20 protein-coding genes and 1 pseudogene are annotated in these 20,997 nt (G+C 72.1%); 20 read left to right on the top strand and 1 reads right to left on the bottom strand.

Annotated elements, in window-relative coordinates; translation table 11 throughout:
* Nucleotides 1-73 precede the first annotated feature (73 nt).
* The 3 genes and pseudogenes from ABT360_RS32235 to ftsH form a co-directional block, all read left to right on the top strand.
* A pseudogene (locus ABT360_RS32235) lies at nucleotides 74-2,428 on the top strand ([protein-PII] uridylyltransferase); the annotation flags it as partial.
* Between the two features lie 103 nt (nucleotides 2,429-2,531).
* Nucleotides 2,532-4,082 carry a signal recognition particle protein gene (gene ffh, locus ABT360_RS32230; protein ID WP_351824504.1) on the top strand — a complete coding sequence of 517 codons (1,551 nt, stop codon included), beginning with the start codon at nucleotides 2,532-2,534 and terminating at the stop codon, nucleotides 4,080-4,082.
* Between the two features lie 136 nt (nucleotides 4,083-4,218).
* Nucleotides 4,219-6,102 carry an ATP-dependent zinc metalloprotease FtsH gene (gene ftsH, locus ABT360_RS32225; protein WP_351824501.1) on the top strand — a complete coding sequence of 628 codons (1,884 nt, stop codon included), beginning with the start codon at nucleotides 4,219-4,221 and terminating at the stop codon, nucleotides 6,100-6,102.
* Nucleotides 6,103-6,111: 9 nt separating this feature from the next.
* Here the strand turns inward: ftsH and ABT360_RS32220 are convergent, their stop codons facing one another.
* On the bottom strand, nucleotides 6,112-6,972 hold the full coding sequence (locus ABT360_RS32220; protein ID WP_351824498.1) for a methyltransferase domain-containing protein: 861 nt from the start codon (nucleotides 6,970-6,972) through the stop codon (nucleotides 6,112-6,114).
* A 576-nt stretch (nucleotides 6,973-7,548) separates the two neighbouring features.
* On the opposite strand from ABT360_RS32220, the gene ABT360_RS32215 reads away from it, so the two are divergent.
* From ABT360_RS32215 to ABT360_RS32135, 17 genes are all read left to right on the top strand, one after another.
* Entirely contained in the window at nucleotides 7,549-8,142 is a 594-nt protein-coding gene (locus ABT360_RS32215; RefSeq protein WP_198944041.1) for a hypothetical protein, read from the top strand.
* A gap of 155 nt (nucleotides 8,143-8,297) precedes the next feature.
* Nucleotides 8,298-8,753, top strand: coding sequence for a 30S ribosomal protein S16 (rpsP, locus tag ABT360_RS32210; RefSeq protein ID WP_351824494.1), 456 nt, complete (start codon nucleotides 8,298-8,300; stop codon nucleotides 8,751-8,753).
* A gap of 2 nt (nucleotides 8,754-8,755) precedes the next feature.
* Complete coding sequence (locus tag ABT360_RS32205; protein ID WP_005311361.1) at nucleotides 8,756-8,995, top strand: RNA-binding protein; 240 nt, start codon at nucleotides 8,756-8,758, stop codon at nucleotides 8,993-8,995.
* A 96-nt stretch (nucleotides 8,996-9,091) separates the two neighbouring features.
* Nucleotides 9,092-9,664, top strand: coding sequence for a ribosome maturation factor RimM (gene rimM / locus ABT360_RS32200; protein ID WP_351824491.1), 573 nt, complete (start codon nucleotides 9,092-9,094; stop codon nucleotides 9,662-9,664).
* Nucleotides 9,664-10,485, top strand: coding sequence for a tRNA (guanosine(37)-N1)-methyltransferase TrmD (gene trmD, locus ABT360_RS32195; protein WP_351824488.1), 822 nt, complete (start codon nucleotides 9,664-9,666; stop codon nucleotides 10,483-10,485). The genes rimM and trmD overlap by 1 nt, the downstream gene beginning before the upstream one ends.
* 130 nt (nucleotides 10,486-10,615) lie before the next feature.
* Complete coding sequence (gene rplS / locus ABT360_RS32190) at nucleotides 10,616-10,966, top strand: 50S ribosomal protein L19 (protein WP_064070301.1); 351 nt, start codon at nucleotides 10,616-10,618, stop codon at nucleotides 10,964-10,966.
* 73 nt (nucleotides 10,967-11,039) lie between these two features.
* Nucleotides 11,040-11,780, top strand: a complete 741-nt coding sequence (gene lepB, locus ABT360_RS32185) for a signal peptidase I (protein WP_351824484.1) — start codon at nucleotides 11,040-11,042, stop codon at nucleotides 11,778-11,780.
* A complete protein-coding gene (lepB, locus tag ABT360_RS32180) occupies nucleotides 11,773-12,864 on the top strand; it encodes a signal peptidase I (RefSeq protein WP_351824516.1) in 1,092 nt (363 codons plus the stop codon). The genes lepB (ABT360_RS32185) and lepB (ABT360_RS32180) overlap by 8 nt, the downstream gene beginning before the upstream one ends.
* Entirely contained in the window at nucleotides 12,749-13,672 is a 924-nt protein-coding gene (gene lepB, locus ABT360_RS32175; RefSeq protein WP_351824513.1) for a signal peptidase I, read from the top strand. The genes lepB (ABT360_RS32180) and lepB (ABT360_RS32175) overlap by 116 nt, the downstream gene beginning before the upstream one ends.
* A 105-nt stretch (nucleotides 13,673-13,777) precedes the next feature.
* Complete coding sequence (gene lepB / locus ABT360_RS32170; protein ID WP_351824481.1) at nucleotides 13,778-14,521, top strand: signal peptidase I; 744 nt, start codon at nucleotides 13,778-13,780, stop codon at nucleotides 14,519-14,521.
* Nucleotides 14,514-15,008: an NUDIX hydrolase gene (locus ABT360_RS32165; RefSeq protein ID WP_351824478.1), complete on the top strand. Its 495-nt coding sequence runs from the start codon at nucleotides 14,514-14,516 to the stop codon at nucleotides 15,006-15,008. The genes lepB (ABT360_RS32170) and ABT360_RS32165 overlap by 8 nt, the downstream gene beginning before the upstream one ends.
* Before the next feature lie 55 nt (nucleotides 15,009-15,063).
* Nucleotides 15,064-15,372: a DUF2469 domain-containing protein gene (locus ABT360_RS32160; RefSeq protein ID WP_005311352.1), complete on the top strand. Its 309-nt coding sequence runs from the start codon at nucleotides 15,064-15,066 to the stop codon at nucleotides 15,370-15,372.
* Between the two features lie 277 nt (nucleotides 15,373-15,649).
* Complete coding sequence (locus tag ABT360_RS32155; protein ID WP_351824510.1) at nucleotides 15,650-16,012, top strand: YraN family protein; 363 nt, start codon at nucleotides 15,650-15,652, stop codon at nucleotides 16,010-16,012.
* On the top strand, nucleotides 16,012-17,625 hold the full coding sequence (locus ABT360_RS32150; RefSeq protein ID WP_351824475.1) for a YifB family Mg chelatase-like AAA ATPase: 1,614 nt from the start codon (nucleotides 16,012-16,014) through the stop codon (nucleotides 17,623-17,625). Before ABT360_RS32155 ends, ABT360_RS32150 begins: the two co-directional genes overlap by 1 nt.
* A gap of 140 nt (nucleotides 17,626-17,765) precedes the next feature.
* Nucleotides 17,766-18,935, top strand: a complete 1,170-nt coding sequence (gene dprA, locus ABT360_RS32145) for a DNA-processing protein DprA (protein WP_351824473.1) — start codon at nucleotides 17,766-17,768, stop codon at nucleotides 18,933-18,935.
* Between the two features lie 262 nt (nucleotides 18,936-19,197).
* Nucleotides 19,198-20,034 (top strand): RNA polymerase sigma factor WhiG, encoded by an 837-nt coding sequence (gene whiG / locus ABT360_RS32140; RefSeq protein ID WP_351824470.1) that lies wholly within the window; start codon nucleotides 19,198-19,200, stop codon nucleotides 20,032-20,034.
* Nucleotides 20,035-20,087: 53 nt separating this feature from the next.
* Nucleotides 20,088-20,648, top strand: coding sequence for a TetR/AcrR family transcriptional regulator (locus ABT360_RS32135; protein WP_351824507.1), 561 nt, complete (start codon nucleotides 20,088-20,090; stop codon nucleotides 20,646-20,648).
* Nucleotides 20,649-20,997 lie beyond the last annotated feature (349 nt).

The raw sequence follows: 20,997 nt of genomic DNA, 5'->3' as shown, positions 1-20,997 counted from the left end.
GGTGCGAGGAGTGCGCCCGGGCCCTGATCATAAAAGGCGACCCCATCGAGACCTACCGTGAGCTCGAAGGACCGAGGAGGCGCGGTCCGGGCCGCCGCGCCGTGCGGCCCTGTCGCGGCTCACCGACGACTGGCTGACCGCCCTCCACGCGGCGGCCGCTCCGCCGCGGGGCACCGCCCTCGTCGCCGTCGGCGGTTACGGGCGCGGCGAGCTCTCCCCCCGCAGCGACCTCGACCTGCTCCTCCTCCACGACGGCACCGCCGACCCCGCCACCATCGCGGCGCTCGCCGACCGCATCTGGTACCCGGTCTGGGACCTGGGCCTCGCCCTCGACCACTCCGTCCGCACCCCCGCCGAGGCCCGCAGAACCGCCGCCGACGACCTCAAGGTCCAGCTCGGCCTGCTCGACGCCCGCCCCGTCGCGGGCGACCTCGGACTGGTCGCCGGATTGCGTACGACCGTCCTCGCCGACTGGCGCAACCAGGCCCCCAAGCGGCTGCCCGAGCTCGACGAGCTGTGCCGGGAACGCGCCGAACGCCAGGGCGAGCTCCAGTTCCTCCTCGAACCCGACCTCAAGGAGGCGCGGGGCGGCCTGCGCGACGCCACCGCCCTGCGGGCCGTCGCCGCCTCCTGGCTCGCCGACGCCCCGCGCGAAGGGCTCGCCGAGGCGCGCCGCACCCTCCTGGACACCCGGGACGCGCTGCACCTCGTCACCGGACGGGCGACCGACCGCCTCGCCCTCCAGGAACAGGACCAGGTCGCCGCCGCCCTGGACCTGCTCGACTCCGACACCCTGCTCCGCCAGGTCTACGAGGCCGCCCGCACCATCTCGTACGCCGGTGACGTCACCTGGCGCGAGGTGAACCGCGTCCTGCGCGCCCGCTCCGTACGGCCCAGGCTGCGCAAGATGCTGGGCGGCAAACCGCCCGTCGAACGCACCCCGCTCGCCGAGGGCGTCGTCGAGATGGACGGCGAGGTCGTCCTCGCCCGCACCGCCCGCCCCGAACGCGACCCGGTGCTCCCGCTGCGGGCCGCCGCGGCGGCCGCCCAGTCCGGCCTGGCCCTCTCCCTGCACGCCGTCCGCCACCTCGCCGCCACCACCAAACCACTGCCCGAGCCCTGGCCCGCCGACGCCCGCGAGCAGCTCGTCACCCTCCTCGGCGCGGGGGAGCCCACCGTGCCCGTCTGGGAGGCGCTGGAGGCCGAAGGGCTGATCACCCGCCTGATCCCCGACTGGGAACGCGTCCGCTGCCGCCCGCAGCGCAACCCCGTCCACACCTGGACCGTCGACCGCCACCTGGTCGAGACCGCCGTACGCGCCTCGGCGCTCACCCGCCGTGTCGGCCGCCCCGACCTCCTGCTGGTCGCCGCGCTCCTCCACGACATCGGCAAGGGCTGGCCCGGCGACCACTCGGTGGCGGGCGAGACCATCGCCCGGGACGTGGCCGCCCGGATCGGCTTCGACCAGGCCGACGCGGGCGTGCTGGCCACCCTCGTACGCCACCACCTCCTCCTCGTCGAGACCGCCACCCGCCGCGACCTGGACGACCCGGCCACCATCCAGTCCGTCGCCACGGCCATCGGCTCGCCCTCGACCCTGGAACTCCTGCACGCCCTCACCGAGGCCGACGCCCTGGCCACCGGCCCCGCCGCCTGGTCCTCCTGGCGCGCCTCGCTCGTCGCCGACCTCGTCAAACGGGTCGGGGGCGTCCTCGCGGGCGACGCACCGCCCGCCCCGGAGCCCGTCGCACCCGGCGCCGAGGAGGAACGGCTCGCCGTCGAGGCCCTCCGCACCGGCGAACCGGTGCTGACCCTCCACGCCGACCACCCCGCCGACCACACCGAACCGGAACCGGTCGGTGTCGAGCTCCTCATCGCCCTGCCCGACCAGCCGGGCGTCCTGCCCGCCGTCGCCGGGGTCCTCGCCCTGCACCGCCTGACCGTCCGCTCCGCCGACCTGCGCGCCATCGACCTGCCCACCGAGATCGGTCCCGCCGCCGTCCTCGTACTGAACTGGCGCGTCGCGGCCGAGTACGGCTCCCTCCCGCAAGGCCCCCGGCTGCGCGCCGACCTCGTCCGCGCCCTCGACGGCTCCCTGGACATCGCCGCCCGCCTGGCCGAGCGCGAAGCGGCCTACCCGCGCCGCCGGGGCGTCACCGCCCCGCCCCCGCGCGTCACGGTCGCGGCGGCCGGCTCGACGCTGGCCACGGTCATCGAGGTCCGCGCCCACGACGCGCCCGGCCTGCTGCACCGCATCGGCCGCGCCCTCGAAACGGCCGCCGTCCGGGTCCGCAGCGCCCACGTCTCGACGCTGGGCGCCAACGCGGTGGACGCGTTCTACGTCACGGACGCGACGGGCGCCCCGCTCCCGCCGGAAGAGGCCTCGGAGGTGGCCCGCGCCCTGGAGGCCGATCTCCGGAACCGGTAGCCCGGGGCCGCTTCCGGGCGGGGCTGATGCTCAGCCGCGCGAGGCGGATACCCTGGGGGACGACTGTCCGCCCGCCCCCTACACCCGAGGATCCGCGACCGCCGTGTTCGATACCCTCTCCGACCGCCTTGCAGCGACATTCAAGAACCTCCGGGGCAAGGGCCGCCTCAGCGAGGCGGACATCGACGCCACGGCACGTGAGATCCGTATCGCGCTGCTGGAAGCCGACGTCGCCCTGCCCGTCGTGCGTGCCTTCATCAAGCAGGTCAAGGAGCGGGCGCTCGGGGCCGAGGTCTCGCAGGCGCTCAACCCCGCCCAGCAGGTCATCAAGATCGTCAACGAGGAGCTCATCGGCATCCTCGGTGGCGAGACCCGCCGCCTGCGGTTCGCCAAGAACCCGCCGACCGTGATCATGCTGGCGGGTCTCCAGGGTGCAGGTAAGACCACCCTCGCCGGAAAGCTCGGCAAGTGGCTCCAGGGCCAGGGGCACGCGCCGCTCCTCGTCGCGTGTGACCTCCAGCGTCCGAACGCCGTCAACCAGCTCTCCGTCGTCGCGGAGCGCGCGGGCGTCGGCGTCTACGCCCCCGAGCCCGGCAATGGCGTCGGTGACCCGGTCCAGGTCGCCAAGGACTCGATCGAGTACGCGAAGACCAAGCAGCACGACGTGGTCATCGTCGACACCGCCGGCCGTCTCGGCATCGACCAGGAACTGATGCAGCAGGCCGCGGACATCCGCGACGCCGTCAGCCCCGACGAGGTCCTCTTCGTCGTGGACGCCATGATCGGTCAGGACGCGGTCAACACGGCCGAGGCCTTCCGTGACGGCGTCGGCTTCGACGGCGTGGTGCTCTCCAAGCTCGACGGCGACGCCCGCGGTGGTGCCGCCCTGTCGATCGCGCACGTCACCGGCCGCCAGATCATGTTCGCCTCCAACGGCGAGAAGCTGGACGACTTCGACGCGTTCCACCCGGACCGCATGGCGTCCCGCATCCTCGGCATGGGTGACGTGCTCTCGCTGATCGAGAAGGCCGAGCAGACCTTCAGCCAGGAAGAGGCCGCCAAGATGGCCTCCAAGCTGGCGAGCAGCAAGGGCAAGGACTTCACGCTCGACGACTTCCTGGCCCAGATGGAGCAGGTCAGGAAGATGGGCTCCATCTCCAAGCTGCTCGGCATGCTCCCGGGCATGGCCCAGATGAAGGAGCAGATCAACAACATCGACGAGCGTGACGTGGACCGTACGGCCGCGATCATCAAGTCGATGACCCCGGGCGAGCGCCAGGACCCGACGATCATCAACGGCTCCCGCCGGGCGCGTATCGCCCGCGGTTCCGGTGCCGACGTCAGCGCGGTCAAGTCGCTGGTCGAGCGGTTCTTCGAGGCCCGCAAGATGATGTCCCGCATGGCCCAGGGCGGCGGCATGCCGGGCATGCCCGGGATCCCGGGCATGGGCGGCGGCCCGGGCCGGCAGAAGAAGCAGCAGAAGCAGGCCAAGGGCAAGCGCAAGAGCGGCAACCCGATGAAGCGCAAGGCCGAGGAGCAGGCCGCCGCCGAGCGCCGCGAACAGGCACAGCAGGGCGGCGCGTTCGGCCTCCCGGGCGGGCAGCCGGGCAAGGACTTCGAGCTCCCCGACGAGTTCAAGAAGTTCATGGGCTGACCACCGGTCACCCCGCACGTCACGGAGGGCGTCCACCTGGGGTGGGTGCCCTTCGCGGGTTCGGACGCCGCCTCACACCCTTCAAGGGCGACATGCCCGTAATGCCACTTTCGCCCGCCTCTCGCATCATGGCTGCGTGGCCAATTCCGTACCCCCGCGCGACCGCACCGATCAGCCCTGGCGCTCCGAGGGCGCACCGCCTCCGTCCCCTCCCCGCAAGAAGATGCCCGGCTGGATGGGGCTGCTCCTCGCCGCGGTGGTCGTCTTCGTCCTCACCAATCTGGCCCTGTCCTTCTTCGGTGACGGCGACGAGCGGACCATCTCGTACACCGAGTTCAGCCGGCAGGTGACGGACGGCAATGTCGCCAAGATCTACTCCAAGGGCGACGCCATCGAGGGCGAGCTGAAGAACAAGCAGCGCTTCACCACCCAGCGGCCCGCGTTCGCCGACGACGACCTCTGGGCCGAGCTGACCAGGCAGAAGGTCACCGTGACGGCCGAGCCGGTCGTCGAGAGACCGAGCCTCCTCGCCAACCTGCTGTTCTCGCTGGCGCCGATCCTGCTGCTCGTCGTGCTGTGGCTGTTCATCGCCCGGCGCATGAGGGGTGCCGGGTTCGGGGCGGGCGGCATGCTCGGGCGGAAGGCCCCGCCCAAGCCGGTCGAGCTGGAGGTGGGGCAGCGGACCACCTTCGCCGACGTCGCGGGGATCGACGAGGTGGAGGGCGAGCTCAACGACGTCGTCGACTTCCTGAAGAACCCGCAGGCGTACCGGCGGATGGGCGCCAAGATGCCGCGCGGCGTACTGCTGTCCGGCCTGCCGGGCACCGGCAAGACGCTGCTGGCGCGGGCCGTGGCGGGCGAGGCGGGCGTACCGTTCTTCTCCGCGTCCGCCTCCGAGTTCATCGAGATGATCGTGGGCGTCGGCGCCTCCCGCGTACGGGAACTCTTCAACGAGGCCCGCAAGGTCGCCCCGGCGATCATCTTCATCGACGAGATCGACACCATCGGGCGCGTCAGGGGCGGCGGGGCCGCCATGGGAGGACACGACGAGCGGGAACAGACGCTGAACCAGATCCTCACCGAGATGGACGGCTTCTCCGGCTCCGAGGGCGTCATCGTCATCGCGGCCACCAACCGCGCCGACGTCCTGGACCCGGCGCTCACGCGCCCCGGCCGCTTCGACCGGATCGTCCACGTCAGCCCGCCCGACCGGGGCGGCCGCGAGGCCATCCTCCGGATCCACACCCGCGACATCCCGCTGGCCGACGACGTCGACCTCACCCAGGTCGCCCGCACCACCCCCGGCATGACCGGCGCCGAGCTGGCCAACCTCGCCAACGAGGCCGCCCTCCTCGCGGTCAAACGACGTCAGCACCAGGTCACCCGCTCGGACCTCTCCGACGCGCTGGAGAAGGTGCAGCTCGGTGCGGAACGCGCCCTGGTCATGCCCCTGGAGGAGCGGCGCCGTACCGCGTACCACGAGAGCGGTCACGCGCTGCTCGGCATGCTCCAGCCCGGCGCCGATCCGGTCCGCAAGGTCACCATCGTCCCCCGCGGCCGGGCCCTCGGGGTGACCCTGTCCACGCCGGACGCCGACAAGTACGCGTACACGGAGGACTACCTGCGCGGCCGGATCATCGGCGCGCTGGGCGGCATGGCGGCCGAGCACGTCGTCTTCGGTGTCGTCACCACGGGCTCCGAGAGCGACCTGGAACAGGTCACCAACATCGCGCGCGGCATGGCGGGCCGCTGGGGCATGAGCGAGCGGGTCGGCCGGCTCAGCGCCATCCCCGGCGACGCCCAGCAGGCGTACGGGCTGTCGGCGGCGCCCGCGACGCTGGACGCCGTGGCCCACGAGATGCGCCGCATCGTCGACGAGTGTTACGAGAGCGCCTGCCGGCAGCTCCAGGAGCACCGCACCCGACTGGACGCGCTGGCGGCGGCGCTCCTGGAGAACGAGACGCTGGAGGAGGAAGCGGCCTACCGGGCGGCCGGCATCCCCCGTGTCACCAAGGAGTGACCACCGGCCTCAGGGCGTCCTGGCGACGAGGTAGCGGAACACGTTGGGCATCCACACGGTCCCGTCGGGGCGCACATGCGGGTGGAGGGCCTCGGTGACCTCCTTCTCGACCGTCGCCTGGTCGGAGGCGGCCACCGCCGGGTCGAACAGGCCGGTCGAGAACAGCCCGCGCACGGCGCTGTCCATGTCGGCGTACCCGAACGGGCACGCCACCCGTCCGGAGCCGTCCGGCCTGAGCCCGGCCCGCGCGGCCACCTCCTCCAGGTCGTCCCGGAGGGCCGGTCGCCAGGTGGCGCCCGTACGGAGCCGCTCGGTCAGCCGGCCGGCCACTCTGAGGACCGCCGAGGTCGCGCACCGCTCCGGCGGGCCCCAGCCCGCCAGCACCACCGCGCTGCCCCGCTCCGCCAGCCGCACGGCCGCGGCGAGCGCGGGCGCCAGCCCGTCGGAGTCACCCGCGGTGCAGCCGATCGGCTGGAAGGCGGTGATGAGGTTGTACGCCGGACGGGTGGGATCCGCGGCATCCGCGGGCCCGCCGTAGAGCAGCCTCGTCTCGCCACAGCGGTGGGTCTCCCGCCCGCCCGCGTCGGGGAGCAGCCGCTGACGAGCCAGGTCCACGCGCGCGTGGTCGGTGTCGACGCCCGTCACCTGCGCGCCGCGCGCGGCGGCCATCAGCAGGGCGAGGCCGGAGCCGCATCCGAGACCGAGCAGCCGCGTTCCGGTACCGACCTCCAGGTGCTGGTACACCGCTTCGTAGAGCGGAACCAGCATCCGTTCCTGGATCTCCGCCCAGTCGCGGGCACGGCCGGGCGCGTCCGAAGCCGGAGGGGCCGAGGCCGGGTGGGGGTGGTGCTGGACGAGCATAGGTGTCATCGAAAGCGCCCCAATCCGCCGAGAGGTCCATCTGTGCGTCTGTGCCCTGATTGACAGCCCCCGTGTACGTGCGCTCGCACTCCCCGTAGCCAGGGAACTCCGCATCCGCCCCCAAGTCCAGGGGTAGGGGCGCAATGCTTGCGTGCCCCGGCTGTGCGCCCCCGAGTGCGGCACGAACCACCTCCCATAGTGGAGGCGGTCGCTGATTCCCGCCATGCCAAGAGGGTGACCGGGACCCTCCGGCCCGTCCTGGCCTGCGAGGGAACCGACCGAGTGCCGCCGGGCCACGGGGCGGTGCGGCGCCGGGCGAGCGGCCCCGGTACTGTCGCTTTGGCACCGGGCCGGCGCCCTGCCGCGCGCGCCCCCTGACCTGGGCGGCGACCGGCGCACGAAAGTCGGCTACGCGCCGGGGCGTACGCGCCGCTACGTACCACCTTGTTGCGAGCTGCGCGGCTTCTCCGCAGATCAGCGCACTGGCCCTCGTCAGGACGCATCAACGGCAACTGACTGGTACGTGCAAATTATTTGGGATGCCCCGGAATGGAACCCGGGGGCACTCCGGCTCGTTGTCACGACGTGAGCACGACACCACCTGTTCTCGCCGCAGAGCTGGCACAGGCGTGGGCCGACATTCAGCGGCACCACCCCGAGCTGCCCGATCTTGCCGCGCCCGAATCCCTGATCGGAGAGTCGTCGTCCGCGTGTGGCGCCGAGCTCTCCTTCGAGCGACTGCTCCACGAGGCAGTCCACGGCATCGCCGCCGCGCGAGGCGTCCGCGACACCTCGCGCGCCGGTCGCTACCACAACCGCAGATTCCTGGCGATCGCCGAGGAGATGGGCCTGGACCATTCCGAGGAGCCGCATCCCAGCAGCGGCTTCTCCCTGGTCACGCTCAGCCCCGAGGCCAAGCGCCGGTACCGCCCGACGATCGAGCGGCTCCAGCGCGCCCTCAAGGCGCACACGGTCGCCACGGCGGCGGACACCAAGCGCTCCTTCCGCGGGCCGGCCGCACGGCACGGCTCCTCCGGTGGCGGCGTGCGGGTCAAGGCCGTGTGCGACTGCGGTCGCAACGTACGGGTCGTGCCCTCGGTCCTCGCGCAGGCGCCCATCGTGTGCGGCGGGTGCGGGAAGCCGTTCCGCATCCCGGAAGCCGTGGGCGCGGCGAGCTGACCCCGCGTGATGTGGCACAATGGCTAGCTGTACTCGACAGTCGAACAGGACCCCTCTCTCCTCCGGCTGACGCGTCCATCGGGCACTCGAGTACCGCAACCCCACGCGGCATCCCGTTGTGCCCAACCACGTCAAGACCAGGAGACACCACACCAGTGGCAGTCAAGATCAAGCTGAAGCGTCTGGGCAAGATCCGTTCGCCTCACTACCGCATCGTCGTCGCCGACTCCCGTACCCGCCGTGACGGCCGGGCCATCGAGGAGATCGGCCTGTACCACCCGGTGCAGAACCCGTCGCGCATCGAGGTCGACTCGGAGCGTGCGCAGTACTGGCTGTCCGTCGGCGCCCAGCCGACCGAGCCGGTCCTCGCGATCCTGAAGCTCACCGGCGACTGGCAGAAGGTGAAGGGCCTCCCGGCCCCGGAGAAGCCGCTGCTCGCCCCGGCGGCCAAGGAAGACAAGCGCGCCTCCTTCGACGCCTTCGCCAAGGCGCTCGAGGGCGACGACACCAAGGGTGAGGCCATCACCCCGAAGGCGAAGAAGGCCGACAAGAAGGCGGACGAGGCCGAGACCGAGTCTGCGGCGACGGCCGCAGAGTCGCCCGAGGCCTGAGCATGCTCGAGGAGGCTCTCGAGCACCTCGTGAAGGGCATCGTCGACAACCCCGACGACGTGCAGGTCGCCTCGCGCAACCTGCGCAGGGGGCGCGTGCTGGAGGTCCGGGTCCACCCCGACGACCTCGGCAAGGTGATCGGCCGCAACGGCCGCACCGCTCGCGCTCTGCGTACCGTCGTGGGCGCCATCGGCGGCCGGGGCATCCGTGTCGACCTCGTCGACGTGGACCAGGTCCGCTGAACACGTTGGCAGTTTTACCTTGAAGTGCGCCGGCACGGGCCGGGGAGGGCTACGGCCCACCCCGGCCCGTTGTCGTAGGACAGGAGAGATGAAGACGTGCAGCTGGTAGTCGCACGGATCGGCCGCGCCCACGGCATCAAGGGCGAGGTCACCGTCGAGGTGCGTACCGACGAACCCGAGCTGCGGCTCGCGCCCGGTGCCGTACTGGCCACGGACCCGGCCTCCGCCGGGCCGCTGACCATCGAGACCGGCCGGGTGCACAGCGGCCGGCTGCTGCTGCGCTTCGAGGGCGTACGGGACCGCAACGCCGCCGAGGCACTGCGCAACACCCTGCTCATCGCCGACGTCGACCCGGACGAGCGTCCGGAGGAGCCCGACGAGTACTACGACCACCAGCTGATCGACCTGGACGTCGTCCTCGCCGACGGCACCGAGGTCGGCCGGATCACCGAGATCTCGCACCTGCCCTCGCAGGATCTGTTCGTCGTGGAACGGCCCGACGGCACCGAGGTCATGATCCCGTTCGTCGAGGAGATCGTCGCCGACATCGACCTCGCGGAGCAGAAGGCGGTCATCACCCCGCCGCCCGGGCTCATCGACGACCGCGCCGAGATCGCCTCCTCCAGGGACGTGGAGGACTCCTCCGAGGTCGCGAAGGACGAGATCTGATGCGACTCGACGTCGTCACGATCTTCCCCGAGTACCTGGAACCGCTGAACGTCTCCCTCGTCGGCAAGGCACGCGCACGCGGTCAGCTCGACGTCCACGTACACGACCTGCGCCGGTGGACGTACGACCGGCACAACACGGTCGACGACACCCCCTACGGCGGCGGCCCCGGCATGGTCATGAAGACCGAGCCCTGGGGCGACGCCCTGGACGACGTGCTGGCCTCCGGCTACGACGGCGGCGCGCACGGACCGGTGCTGGTCGTCCCCACCCCCAGCGGGCGGCCCTTCACCCAGGAACTCGCCGTCGAGCTGTCCCAGCGCTCCTGGCTGATTTTCACCCCCGCCCGGTACGAAGGCATCGACCGCCGCGTCATGGACGAGTACGCCACCCGGATACCGGTGTACGAGGTGTCCATCGGCGACTACGTGCTCGCCGGCGGGGAAGCCGCCGTCCTGGTGATCACCGAAGCCGTGGCGCGCCTGCTGCCCGGCGTCCTCGGCAACGCCGAGTCCCACCGGGACGACTCCTTCGCCCCCGGCGCGATGGCCAATCTGCTGGAAGGCCCCGTCTACACCAAGCCGCCCGAGTGGCGCGGCCGAGGCATCCCCGACGTGCTGCTCAGCGGCCACCACGGCAAGATCGCCCGGTGGCGCAGGGACGAGGCGCTGCGGCGGACCGCCCGCAACAGGCCCGACCTCATCGAGCGCTGCGACGCCTCGGCGTTCGACAAGAAGGACCGCGAAACCCTCTCCCTGCTGGGCTGGGCCCCCGAACCCGGTGGCCGATTTTGGCGCAGGCCCAAGGACGTGGAAGAATAGGCCGCTGCTGTACGTCCGGCGTGCGCCCCTGCCACAGGGGGACACGACGCCCGTCCGACGCGATCAGCACCCCTTTCTCATCTCGATATTCCGTTGATGACCTGTGGCATCAGCGAGGAAGCAGACACACATGGCTCACGTGCTCGACGCCGTCAACTCCGCCTCCCTGCGGACCGACGTCCCCGCGTTCCGTCCCGGTGACACCGTGAACGTCCACGTTCGCGTCATCGAGGGCAACCGCTCCCGTATCCAGCAGTTCAAGGGTGTCGTCATCCGCCGCCAGGGCGCGGGCGTCAGCGAGACGTTCACCGTCCGCAAGGTCTCCTTCTCCGTCGGCGTCGAGCGCACCTTCCCGGTGCACAGCCCGATCTTCGAGAAGATCGAGCTCGTGACCCGCGGTGACGTCCGTCGCGCCAAGCTCTACTACCTGCGCGAGCTGCGCGGCAAGGCCGCGAAGATCAAGGAGAAGCGCGACAACTGAGCTCCGGCTCACCCCCGTCGCGCCTCGGCTTTGAACTGAGCGTCACAGGAGGGCCGGATACCATCTGGCTCCGATGGACACCGAAGCACAGCACACAGAGCGCGACCGTTCCTCCGACACGGAGGAGCGGTCGCGCTCCGTGCTTTTCCGGCGGCGTTTCGGGCTGACCGGCCTCGCCTGCGCGGTCTTCCTGCTGCTGCTCAGCCACTTCGTGATGCAGCCCTTCCAGATCCCCAGCGGGTCCATGGAACCCACCCTCCGGATCGGCGACCGGGTGCTCGTGAACAAGTTGGCGTACCGTTTCGGTTCCGAGCCCGGGCGGGGGGACGTGGTCGTCTTCGACGGCACCGGGTCCTTCGTTCGCGAGGCGCCGGAGCGGAATCCGGTCGCCGGGCTGCTGCACGGGGCGGCTGCGGCACTCGGCCTCGCCGAGCCCGCCGACACCGACTTCGTGAAGCGCGTGGTGGGGGTGGGAGGCGACCGCGTGAAGTGCTGTGACAAGGGGGGAAGGGTCGAGGTGAACGGCGTACCCGTGGACGAGGGCTACCTGTACCCCGGCGACACGCCCTCGCAGGTGCCCTTCGACATCGTCGTGCCCCGGGGCACCTTGTGGGTCATGGGGGACCACCGCAGCCACTCGCGCGACTCCCGCGACCACCTGGGCTCCCCAGGGGGCGGCATGGTCCCCGTGGACCAGGTGATCGGGCGGGCCGACTGGATCGGCTGGCCGTTCGGGCGCTGGTCGGAGGTGGGGCCGACGGATGCCTTCCGCGACGTACCGGAGCCGGGAGCCGCGGGCGGGGGCCATGGGTAACCGCGGCAAGCAGGGAAGCCACCGGGCCGACACCCGGCTGCCCACCGGCTCACGGCCCACGGACGGCGCCCGGCCCCTGCCCGGACGCGCGGAGCGGCGCAAACTGGCCCGCAAGGTCAAGCGGCGCCGACGCCGTTCGGCCGTCAAGGAGGTACCCCTCCTCATCACCGTGGCGCTGCTCATCGCGCTCGTACTGAAGACCTTCCTGGTGCAGGCCTTCGTCATCCCGTCCGGCTCCATGGAGCAGACGATCCGGATCGACGACCGGGTACTGGTGGACAAGCTCACGCCGTGGTTCGGCTCGAAGCCACAGCGCGGGGACGTCGTCGTCTTCAAGGACCCGGGTGGCTGGCTCCAGCAGGAGAAGACGCCCAAGAAGGACGACCCGGTGGTCGTCAAGCAGGTCAAACAGGTGCTGACCTTCATCGGCCTGCTGCCGTCCGAGGACGAACAGGACCTGATCAAACGGGTGGTGGCGGTCGGAGGGGACACCGTCAAGTGCTGCGACGCGGACCGAAGGGTCACCGTCAACGGCGTACCGCTCACCGAACCGTACCTGCACCCGGGAGACGTCCCCTCCACCATCCCGTTCGAGGTGAAGGTGCCGGCCGGGCGGATCTTCGTGCTGGGGGACCACCGGTCGAACTCGGCGGACTCGCGGTTTCACCTGAACGAGGCGTTTCAGGGAACGGTCTCGGAAGAGGAGGTCGTCGGACGGGCGGTCGTCATCGCCTGGCCCCTCGACCACTGGCGCAGACTGGAGGAACCGGACACTTTCGCCTCCGTTCCGGACTCGCGGACCGGGACTGCGACGGCACTCGGCGCGTCGCATAGTGTGTCCTCTCGGAATGTGAACGGATTTACCGGGCTCCCGACCCCTGCGGAACTCCCGCTCGTTATGGGAGTGGTGGGCCTGCCCCTGCTGTGGGGCCGGCGGTTGCACGGAGTGAGGAGTGGATGTGGGGGATTTGGCGGTCGGCGCACGATCCGGACACGACGAGCCCGAGGAGAGGCCCGATCAGTTCGGACGGCCTTCCTCTTCGGGTCCCGTCGAGGAACCCCCGTCCACGACCGGTCCGGCTGAGGACGACAGCGCCGACGACGAGGGTCCCCAGGAGCCCACGAGGCCGCGCTCGTTCTGGAAGGAACTGCCGCTGCTGATCGGCATCGCGCTGCTGCTGGCGCTGCTGATCAAGACCTTCCTGGTGCAGGCGTTCTCGATCCCCTCGGACTCGATGATGAACACCCTGCAGCGCGGCGACCGGGTGCTGGTGGACAAGCTGACCCCGTGGTTCGGCTCCGAGCCGGAGCGCGGCGAGGTCGTCGTCTTCCACGACCCGGGCGGCTGGCTGGAGGGCGAGCCCACCCCCGAGCCCAACGCGGTGCAGAAGTTCCTGAGCTTCATCGGGCTGATGCCGTCCGCAGAGGAGAAGGACCTGATCAAGCGGGTCATCGCGGTCGGCGGTGACACCGTGAGCTGCAAGAAGGGCGGCAAGGTCGTCGTCAACGGCAGGACGCTGAACGAGACCTCGTACATCAACCCCGGCTCCACGCCGTGCGACGACGAGCCGTTCGGGCCGATCAAGGTGCCCGAGGGCCGTATCTGGGTCATGGGCGACAACCGCCAGAATTCGCTGGACTCCCGCTACCACCAGGAGCTGCCCGGCAGCGGCACGGTCGCCAACGACCAGGTCGTCGGGCGCGCGGTCGTGGTGGCCTGGCCGGTGACCCGCTGGTCCACGCTGCCGGTACCCGACACGTTCGACCAGCCGGGGCTGAGCGCGGCGGCGGTGGCGTCGAGCGCCGCCGTGGAGATGGCCGGGCCGGGCGCGCTGGGTCTGGCCGCGGCCCTGCCGGTGGTCCTGTGGCGGCGTAAGCGCCGGGACGGCTGAGGCTCCTACCGCCTCCGGTCCGCCCGCTCGGCATACCGCCGAGTAGGACCCCGCGGGTAGGGTGCCGTCCCAGATCGTCGACCTCCGAAGGTGGGGAGCGCTGGGATGGGCAAGAACGTCACGACGGACGACGGCCGCGGCCGTCTCGGCAGCGTGCTGTCGGGGCTGGCCGTGGCCGTCGGCTGTGTGCTCTTCCTGGGCGGGTTCGTCTGGGGGGCGATCGAGTACCAGCCGTACGCCGTGCCGACCGACTCGATGTCCCCGACCGTCGACGCCGGCGACCGGGTGCTGGCGCAGCGGATAGACGGCGCCGAGGTGCGGCGCGGTGACGTCGTGGTCTTCAAGGACTCGGCCTGGGGCGATCTGCCGATGGTCAAGCGGGTCGTCGGCGTGGGCGGTGACAAGGTCGCCTGCTGCGACGGCGCGGGCCGGCTCACTCTCAACGGCACGGCTGTCGAAGAACCGTATCTGCGCTCGGAGGGGCCCGCGTCCACGGCGGAGTTCTCGGCGGCGGTGCCCGAGGGGCAGCTCTTCCTCCTCGGCGACGAGCGCGGGTCCTCGCAGGACTCCCGCGTCCACCTCCAGGACCCCGGGCACGGCTCGGTACCGCGGGTATCGGTGAGCGCGCGGGTGGACGCCGTGGCATGGCCGCCCGCCGCGATGGTGGACCGGCCGCGGAGCTTTGCCGCGCTGCCCGGCGGTGTGTCGCGGCCCGGCCCGGTCAAGCTGGTGGCCGGGTCGGTGGCGGCCGGAGCGGTGCTGATCCTGGGCGGCGCGGCGTACGGGCCGATCGCGGGACGGCTGTCCCGGGCGGGCCGGGCCCGGACGGGGGTGGGCGCGCATGGCTGAGGAGACACCCCTGCGCCGGGTGGCCCGGGTGGTGCTGCTGGACCCGCAGGACCGGATCCTGCTGCTGCACGGCTACGAGCCGGACGACCCGTCCGACACCTGGTGGTTCACCCCCGGTGGCGGGGTCGAGGGCGACGAGACCCGGGAGCAGGCCGCCCTGCGCGAGCTCGCCGAGGAGACCGGCCTCACGGACGTGGAGCTCGGGCCCGTGGTGTGGCAGCGGGTCTGCTCGTTCCCCTTCGCGGGACGGCGATGGCACCAGGACGAGTGGTACTACCTGGCCCGTACGACCCGGACCACGGTGGCACTCGGCGCGCTGACCGAGCTGGAGAGCCGTAGTGTCGCGGGGCTGAGGTGGTGGACCTCCGCCGAACTGTCGGCGGCCCGTGAGACGGTGTACCCGACACGACTCGCCGAGCTGCTGCGCACGCTGCTCGACGAGGGACCCCCTGCTACGCCGGTGGTCCTGGCCCCCGAAATCGTCTAGGGGCGCAGGAGACTGGAGCACAATGGGGGCACGCACGGCTGAAGGGGAACATGCCATGAGCGCCGAGGACCTCGAGAAGTACGAGACCGAGATGGAGCTGAAGCTCTACCGGGAGTACCGCGATGTCGTCGGTCTGTTCAAATATGTGATCGAGACCGAGCGTCGCTTCTACCTCACCAATGACTACGAGATGCAGGTCCACTCGGTGCAGGGCGAGGTGTTCTTCGAAGTGTCCATGGCGGACGCGTGGGTCTGGGACATGTACCGTCCGGCGCGGTTCGTCAAGCAGGTGCGTGTCCTGACCTTCAAGGACGTCAACATCGAGGAGCTCAACAAGAGCGACCTGGAGCTGCCCGGCAGCTGAGCGCTCGTGGTGCGCTGGGGCGGGCTGAGCCTGGTGGGCCCGGGGGCACAGCCTGGTGAGTGGGCGGGCTGAGCCTGGTGGGCCCGGGGGCAGCCTGGTGAAGCGGGCGGGCTCAGCCGTGTGGTGCGCCCCGCTTCTGGTACGCCCGGCAGGCTGAGCCCTGGGCGTCTGTTCACCGGTGTGGGTGATGGAGTTTTCCCCAACCGGCCGGTTGTCCACCAAGATCCACAAGCCCGGCTCCGACGCGTCACAGTCGGTGCCGGAGGTGGTGCCGGAAATGAACGCGACGGGGGCACTGGGGCGGTACGGCGAGGAGCTGGCGGTCCGCCGGCTGGGTGAGGCCGGGATGGCCATGCTCGCCCGCAACTGGCGGTGCGGGCGGGCGGGGGAGATCGACATCGTCGCCCGGGACGGCGACACGGTGGTCATCTGCGAGGTCAAGACCCGAAGAGGCGGCGGCTTCGAACATCCCATGGCGGCGGTGACGCCCGCCAAGGCCGAGCGGCTGCGGCGGCTGGCCGCGTGCTGGCTGGAGCGGCACGGCGGGCCGCCGGCGGGCGGGGTGCGCATCGATCTGGTCGGTGTGCTGCTGCCCCGCCGCGGCGCGCCGCTGGTCGAGCACGTGCGGGGGGTGGCCTGATGGGGTTCGCACGGACGTGTTCGGTGGCCCTGGTGGGCGTCGAGGGCGTGGTCGTGGAGGTCCAGGCGGATCTTGAACCGGGCGTCGCGGCGTTCACGCTGGTCGGGCTGCCGGACAAGAGCCTGACGGAGAGCCGGGACCGGGTCCGGGCGGCCATCGTCAACTCGGACGCGGAGTGGCCGCAGAAGAAGCTGACGGTCGGGCTCAGCCCGGCCTCCGTACCGAAAGGCGGGTCGGGATTCGATCTCGCCGTCGCCGCGGCGGTCCTGGGCGCGGCCGAGCGTGTCGACCCCAGAACCATCGCCGACCTCGTCCTCATCGGTGAGCTCGGGCTGGACGGGCGGGTCAGACCCGTGCGGGGTGTGCTGCCCGCGGTCCTCGCCGCCGCGGAGGCCGGATACCGGCAGGTCGTCGTCCCGGAGCAGACCGCGGGGGAGGCCGCGCTGGTACCGGGCGTGTCCGTCCTCGGCGTCCGGACGCTGCGGCAGCTGATCGCCGTGCTGGCGGACGAGCCGGTGCCGGAGGAGGAGCCCGACGAGGCGGGGCGGCCCGACGCGATGCTGGCCGGGCTGCTGGTCCCGGGCGCCGGCGTGGGCACCGGGCTCAGCCCCGACCCGGCCGACGGTCCCGATCTGGCGGACGTCGCCGGTCAGCGGGTGGCGCGCGTCGCCCTGGAGGTCGCCGCGGCCGGTGGACACCACCTGTTGCTGTCCGGCCCACCGGGCGCGGGCAAGACCATGCTGGCCGAGCGGTTGCCCAGCGTCCTGCCGCCGCTGACCCGCCAGGAGGCCCTTGAGGTCACCGCGGTCCACTCCGTGGCGGGCCTCCTGCCGCCGGGCGAACCGCTCGTGCACCGGCCGCCCTACTGCGCACCCCACCACTCCGCGACCATGCAGTCCCTGGTCGGGAGCGGCAACGGGCTGCCGAGACCCGGCGCCGTCTCGCTCGCTCATCGAGGGGTGCTCTTTTTGGACGAGGCGCCCGAATTCTCGGGCAAGGCGCTGGACGCGCTGCGGCAGCCCCTGGAGTCGGGCCATGTGGTCGTGGCGCGCAGCGCGGGAGTGGTGCGGCTCCCGGCGCGGTTCTTGATGGTGCTGGCGGCCAACCCGTGCCCGTGCGGGCGGCACACCCTTCACGGGGCGGGCTGCGAATGCCCCGCGTCGGTGATCCGCCGCTACCAGGCCCGGCTGTCGGGACCGCTGCTCGACCGGGTCGACCTGCGCGTCGAGGTGGAACCGGTCACCCGCGCGGACCTGCTGGCCCAGGGCGGGCGCGGCGAGTCGACGGAGACGGTCGCCGCGCGGGTGCTGGAGGCCCGGGCGCGCGCCTCCACCCGCCTGGACGGCACACCCTGGAACGTCAACTGCGAGGTGCCCGGCCATGAGCTCCGCACCCGCTGGCACGTCGCCCCCGGCGCCCTCGCCCCCGCCGAGCGGGACATCGAGCGGGGCCTGCTCACCGCGCGCGGACTGGACCGTGTCCTCCGGGTCGCCTGGACGATCGCCGACCTCGTGGGCCGCGACCGGCCCGGCCCGGACGACGTCAACCTGGCGCTGGAGCTCCGCACCGGAATCGCCCGGGGCGTGCCCATGCCGGTCGGGGACCCGCGGTGAGCCGGCACGGCGGACCCCGCGGACGGGGCGGGGTGGCGCGGGGTGGCCCGGACCGGTGGGGCGTGATGGGCGGGGGATCGGTGAGGGCTGCACGGGCGGCACGGACGGGATGCGAACCACGGCCGGGGAGGGGGAGCGGCATGGCTGAGAGGGTGACCGAGCGGGAGCGATGGGCGCGGGCGGGGTTGACGCGGGTCGTCGAACCGGGTGATGAACACGGTGGGCGGTGGCTGCGCGAGCTGGGGGCCGTGGAGCTGTTCCGGCGGCTGACGTCCGTCCCGTACGAGGCGGACACGCTCACCGGGGTGAGTGAGCAGCGGATCCAGGGCTTCCGGATGCGGGCGGCGCGCGCCGAGCCGGAGCGGGACCTGGCTGCGGTGGAGGCATGCGGGGGGCGGTTCGTGGTGCCGGGCGACCCGGAGTGGCCGAGCCAGCTCGACGATCTCGGGGACGCCCGGCCCGTCGGCCTCTGGGTGCGCGGCCGGCCCGACCTCCGCCGCTGGGCGCTGCGCTCCGTCGCCGTCGTCGGGGCACGCGCCTGCACCCCGTACGGGGCACACATGGCGGCGACGCTCGCCTCGGGGCTCGCCGAGCGTGGCTGGGTCGTCGTCTCCGGCGCGGCGTTCGGCGTCGACGGGGCCGCGCACCGTGGCACGCTGGCCGCCGGCGGGGCGACCGTCGCCGTGCTGGCCTGCGGGGTCGACACGGCCTATCCGCGCGGGCACACCGAGTTGATCGGTCGTATCGCCGAACAGGGCCTGGTCATCGGCGAGTTGCCACCGGGCGCCCATCCGACCCCGAGCCGGTTCATCCTGCGCAACCGCGTGATCGCCGCGCTCACCCGGGGCACGGTCGTCGTCGAGGCCGAGTACCGCAGTGGCTCCCTGGTGACCGCCCGTGCCGCACAGCAGCTCGGCCGGTTCACCATGGGCGTCCCCGGCCCGGCCACCAGCGGCCTCTCCGCGGGCGTGCACGAGCTGCTGCGCGGCGAGGCCGAACTGGTCACCGACGCCGCGGAGGTCGCGGAGCTGGTCGGTGACATCGGAGACCTGGCCCCGCCCCGGCGCGGGCCGGTCCTGCCCAGGGACCTCCTCGACCCGGTCAGCGCACGCGTGCTGGAAGCGCTGCCCGCGCGCGGGAGAGCCGCGACCGGTACCGACATCGCGCGAGACGCCGGCACGACTGTTGACGAGGCGCTCGGCAGGCTGTACGAACTCCACTCCCTCGGTTTCGTCGAACGCCGAGGCGACGGTTGGCAGTTGACGGCCGGGGCCGTACGTCGCCCGAACGCCCGGCGAGGCGGTGCTTGACCTGCAGCATTCGGGTGAAAAGGTGAGGGCGATGACCTTCGCAGCTCTCCCGGCGACGCCAGAGGGGCCGGCGCGCGCGCAGTCGGCTCCATGGGCCCCATTCGAAGATGCGGCCGACGGCACGCCCCCACGGAGCCACGATCCAGTGGCCTTCGCTCACTGCGACTCCGCAGTCACGCTACGCTCACCAGAATTACCCCCTCCGCATCCCGTCACCATCCCCCGTCCCCCTCACACCCAGCAGAACGGCTCAAGGCGACGCATGCCCCAGCACACCTCCGGGTCCGACCGCGCGGCGGTGCCTCCCGCTGCCCGGAGCACCGTGCGCCCGCCCGCACCCTCGTCACTCGACGAGCTGTGGCGGTCGTACAAGGACACGGGCGACGAGCGGCTGCGGGAACAGCTGATCCTGCACTACTCGCCGCTGGTGAAGTACGTCGCGGGCCGGGTGAGCGTCGGTCTGCCGTCCAACGTGGAGCAGGCGGACTTCGTGTCGTCCGGGGTCTTCGGACTCATCGACGCGATCGAGAAGTTCGACATCGAGCGGTCGATCAAGTTCGAGACGTACGCCATCACCCGGATCCGCGGCGCGATGATCGACGAACTCCGGGCGCTGGACTGGATCCCGCGCTCCGTGCGGCAGAAGGCACGGGCCGTGGAGCGCGCGTACGCCACCCTGGAGGCCCAGCTGCGGCGCACCCCCTCGGAGGGCGAGGTCGCCGCGGAAATGGGCATTGCCCTGGAGGAACTGCACGCGGTTTTCAGCCAGTTGTCCCTGGCGAACGTCGTCGCCCTGGAGGAGCTGCTGCATGTCGGCGGCGAGGGCGGCGACCGGCTCAGCCTCATGGACACCCTGGAGGACACCGCCGCGGACGACCCCGTCGAGGTGGCCGAGGGCCGCGAGCTGCGGCGGTTGCTCGCCCGTGCCATCAACACCCTGCCCGAGCGCGAGAAGACGGTCGTCACGCTGTACTACTACGAGGGCCTGACCCTGGCCGAAATCGGTAACGTGCTGGGCGTCACCGAGAGCCGGGTCAGCCAGATCCACACCAAGTCGGTACTCCAGCTGAGGGCGAAGCTGGCCGATGTAGGACGGTGACGCCGAACGGGCGGTCGTACAGTGGAGCCGTGCCCAGGATTCGAGCGGCCTCCGTGGCCGAGCACCGGACCATGCAGCGCGGCGCCCTGCTGGACGCCGCGCGTTCCCTGCTGTCCGAAGGGGGGACGGAGGCGCTGACCTTCCCCGCCCTCGCCGAGCGCACCGGCCTGGCCCGGTCCTCCGTCTACGAGTACTTCCGCTCCCGCGCCGCCGTCGTCGAAGAGCTGTGCGCGGTCGACTTCCCCGTATGGGCGGCGGAGGTCGAGGCGGCGATGCAGCGGGCAGAGACGCCCGAGGGCAAGGTCGAGGCGTACGTCCGCACCCAGCTGGATCTCGTCGGCGACCGGCGCCACCGGGCGGTCGTCGCCATCTCCGCGAGCGAACTGGACGACGGGGCGCGCGAGAAGATCCGCGCCGCGCACGGCGGACTCGTCGCCATCATCGTCGAGGCGCTGGCGGAGCTGGGCCAGGAGCAGCCGCGGCTGGCCGCGATGCTGCTTCAGGGCGTGGTCGACGCGGCGGTCCGCCGTATCGAGCTCGGCGCGGCCGAGGACCCGTCCTCCATCGCCGACACGGCCGTCTCGATGGCGCTCGGCGGCGTGCGGGGCGCGTAGCCCTCACCTCTCGGTCGGGCCCCCGGTGCGGGGCCTGGCGCTTTCGGCGTCCCTGCGGTGCGGCGCCTGCTGGTGGGTGGGGGATGTGGCCCCTCCGGGCTCACCTCCTCGAGGCCGGCGGCCTTGGGCTCCGGCAGGGGAGCCCGCCCGTTGCCGCCATCCTCTGCGGGGGCGACCCTGCACGGCCACACCCCGGTCGTACGCCGACTGCGGGCCGGATTTCCCCGGGCTGTGGCTCGCGGTGCGGAGTCTGCGGGCGTGGGGCCGCTGTGCCGTGTACGGCGAGGAGGGGCCGTGCAGGGTCGCCCCCGCTGGGGGTCCCCCCACGCCTCCAGGGCGTAGGGGGACG

It is taken from the genome of Streptomyces sp. NPDC000229 (assembly GCF_040300825.1).
Taxonomy (GTDB): Bacteria; Actinomycetota; Actinomycetes; order Streptomycetales; family Streptomycetaceae; genus Streptomyces.
Note: the sequence above shows the minus strand (reverse complement) of the source record. Positions and strands in the feature narration are given on the sequence as shown.

What these genes read in the sequence shown, in the direction of transcription:
- ABT360_RS32220 (WP_351824498.1), bottom strand. Translation starts at nt 6,972, where the DNA reads ATGACACCTATGCTCGTCCAGCACCACCCCCACCCGGCCTCGGCCCCT.
- ABT360_RS32205 (WP_005311361.1), top strand. Translation starts at nt 8,756, where the DNA reads ATGCTCGAGGAGGCTCTCGAGCACCTCGTGAAGGGCATCGTCGACAAC.
- trmD (WP_351824488.1), top strand. Translation starts at nt 9,664, where the DNA reads ATGCGACTCGACGTCGTCACGATCTTCCCCGAGTACCTGGAACCGCTG.
- rplS (WP_064070301.1), top strand. Translation starts at nt 10,616, where the DNA reads ATGGCTCACGTGCTCGACGCCGTCAACTCCGCCTCCCTGCGGACCGAC.
- lepB (WP_351824484.1), top strand. Translation starts at nt 11,040, where the DNA reads ATGGACACCGAAGCACAGCACACAGAGCGCGACCGTTCCTCCGACACG.
- lepB (WP_351824516.1), top strand. Translation starts at nt 11,773, where the DNA reads ATGGGTAACCGCGGCAAGCAGGGAAGCCACCGGGCCGACACCCGGCTG.
- lepB (WP_351824481.1), top strand. Translation starts at nt 13,778, where the DNA reads ATGGGCAAGAACGTCACGACGGACGACGGCCGCGGCCGTCTCGGCAGC.
- ABT360_RS32165 (WP_351824478.1), top strand. Translation starts at nt 14,514, where the DNA reads ATGGCTGAGGAGACACCCCTGCGCCGGGTGGCCCGGGTGGTGCTGCTG.
- ABT360_RS32160 (WP_005311352.1), top strand. Translation starts at nt 15,064, where the DNA reads ATGAGCGCCGAGGACCTCGAGAAGTACGAGACCGAGATGGAGCTGAAG.
- ABT360_RS32155 (WP_351824510.1), top strand. Translation starts at nt 15,650, where the DNA reads ATGAACGCGACGGGGGCACTGGGGCGGTACGGCGAGGAGCTGGCGGTC.
- ABT360_RS32150 (WP_351824475.1), top strand. Translation starts at nt 16,012, where the DNA reads ATGGGGTTCGCACGGACGTGTTCGGTGGCCCTGGTGGGCGTCGAGGGC.
- dprA (WP_351824473.1), top strand. Translation starts at nt 17,766, where the DNA reads ATGGCTGAGAGGGTGACCGAGCGGGAGCGATGGGCGCGGGCGGGGTTG.
- whiG (WP_351824470.1), top strand. Translation starts at nt 19,198, where the DNA reads ATGCCCCAGCACACCTCCGGGTCCGACCGCGCGGCGGTGCCTCCCGCT.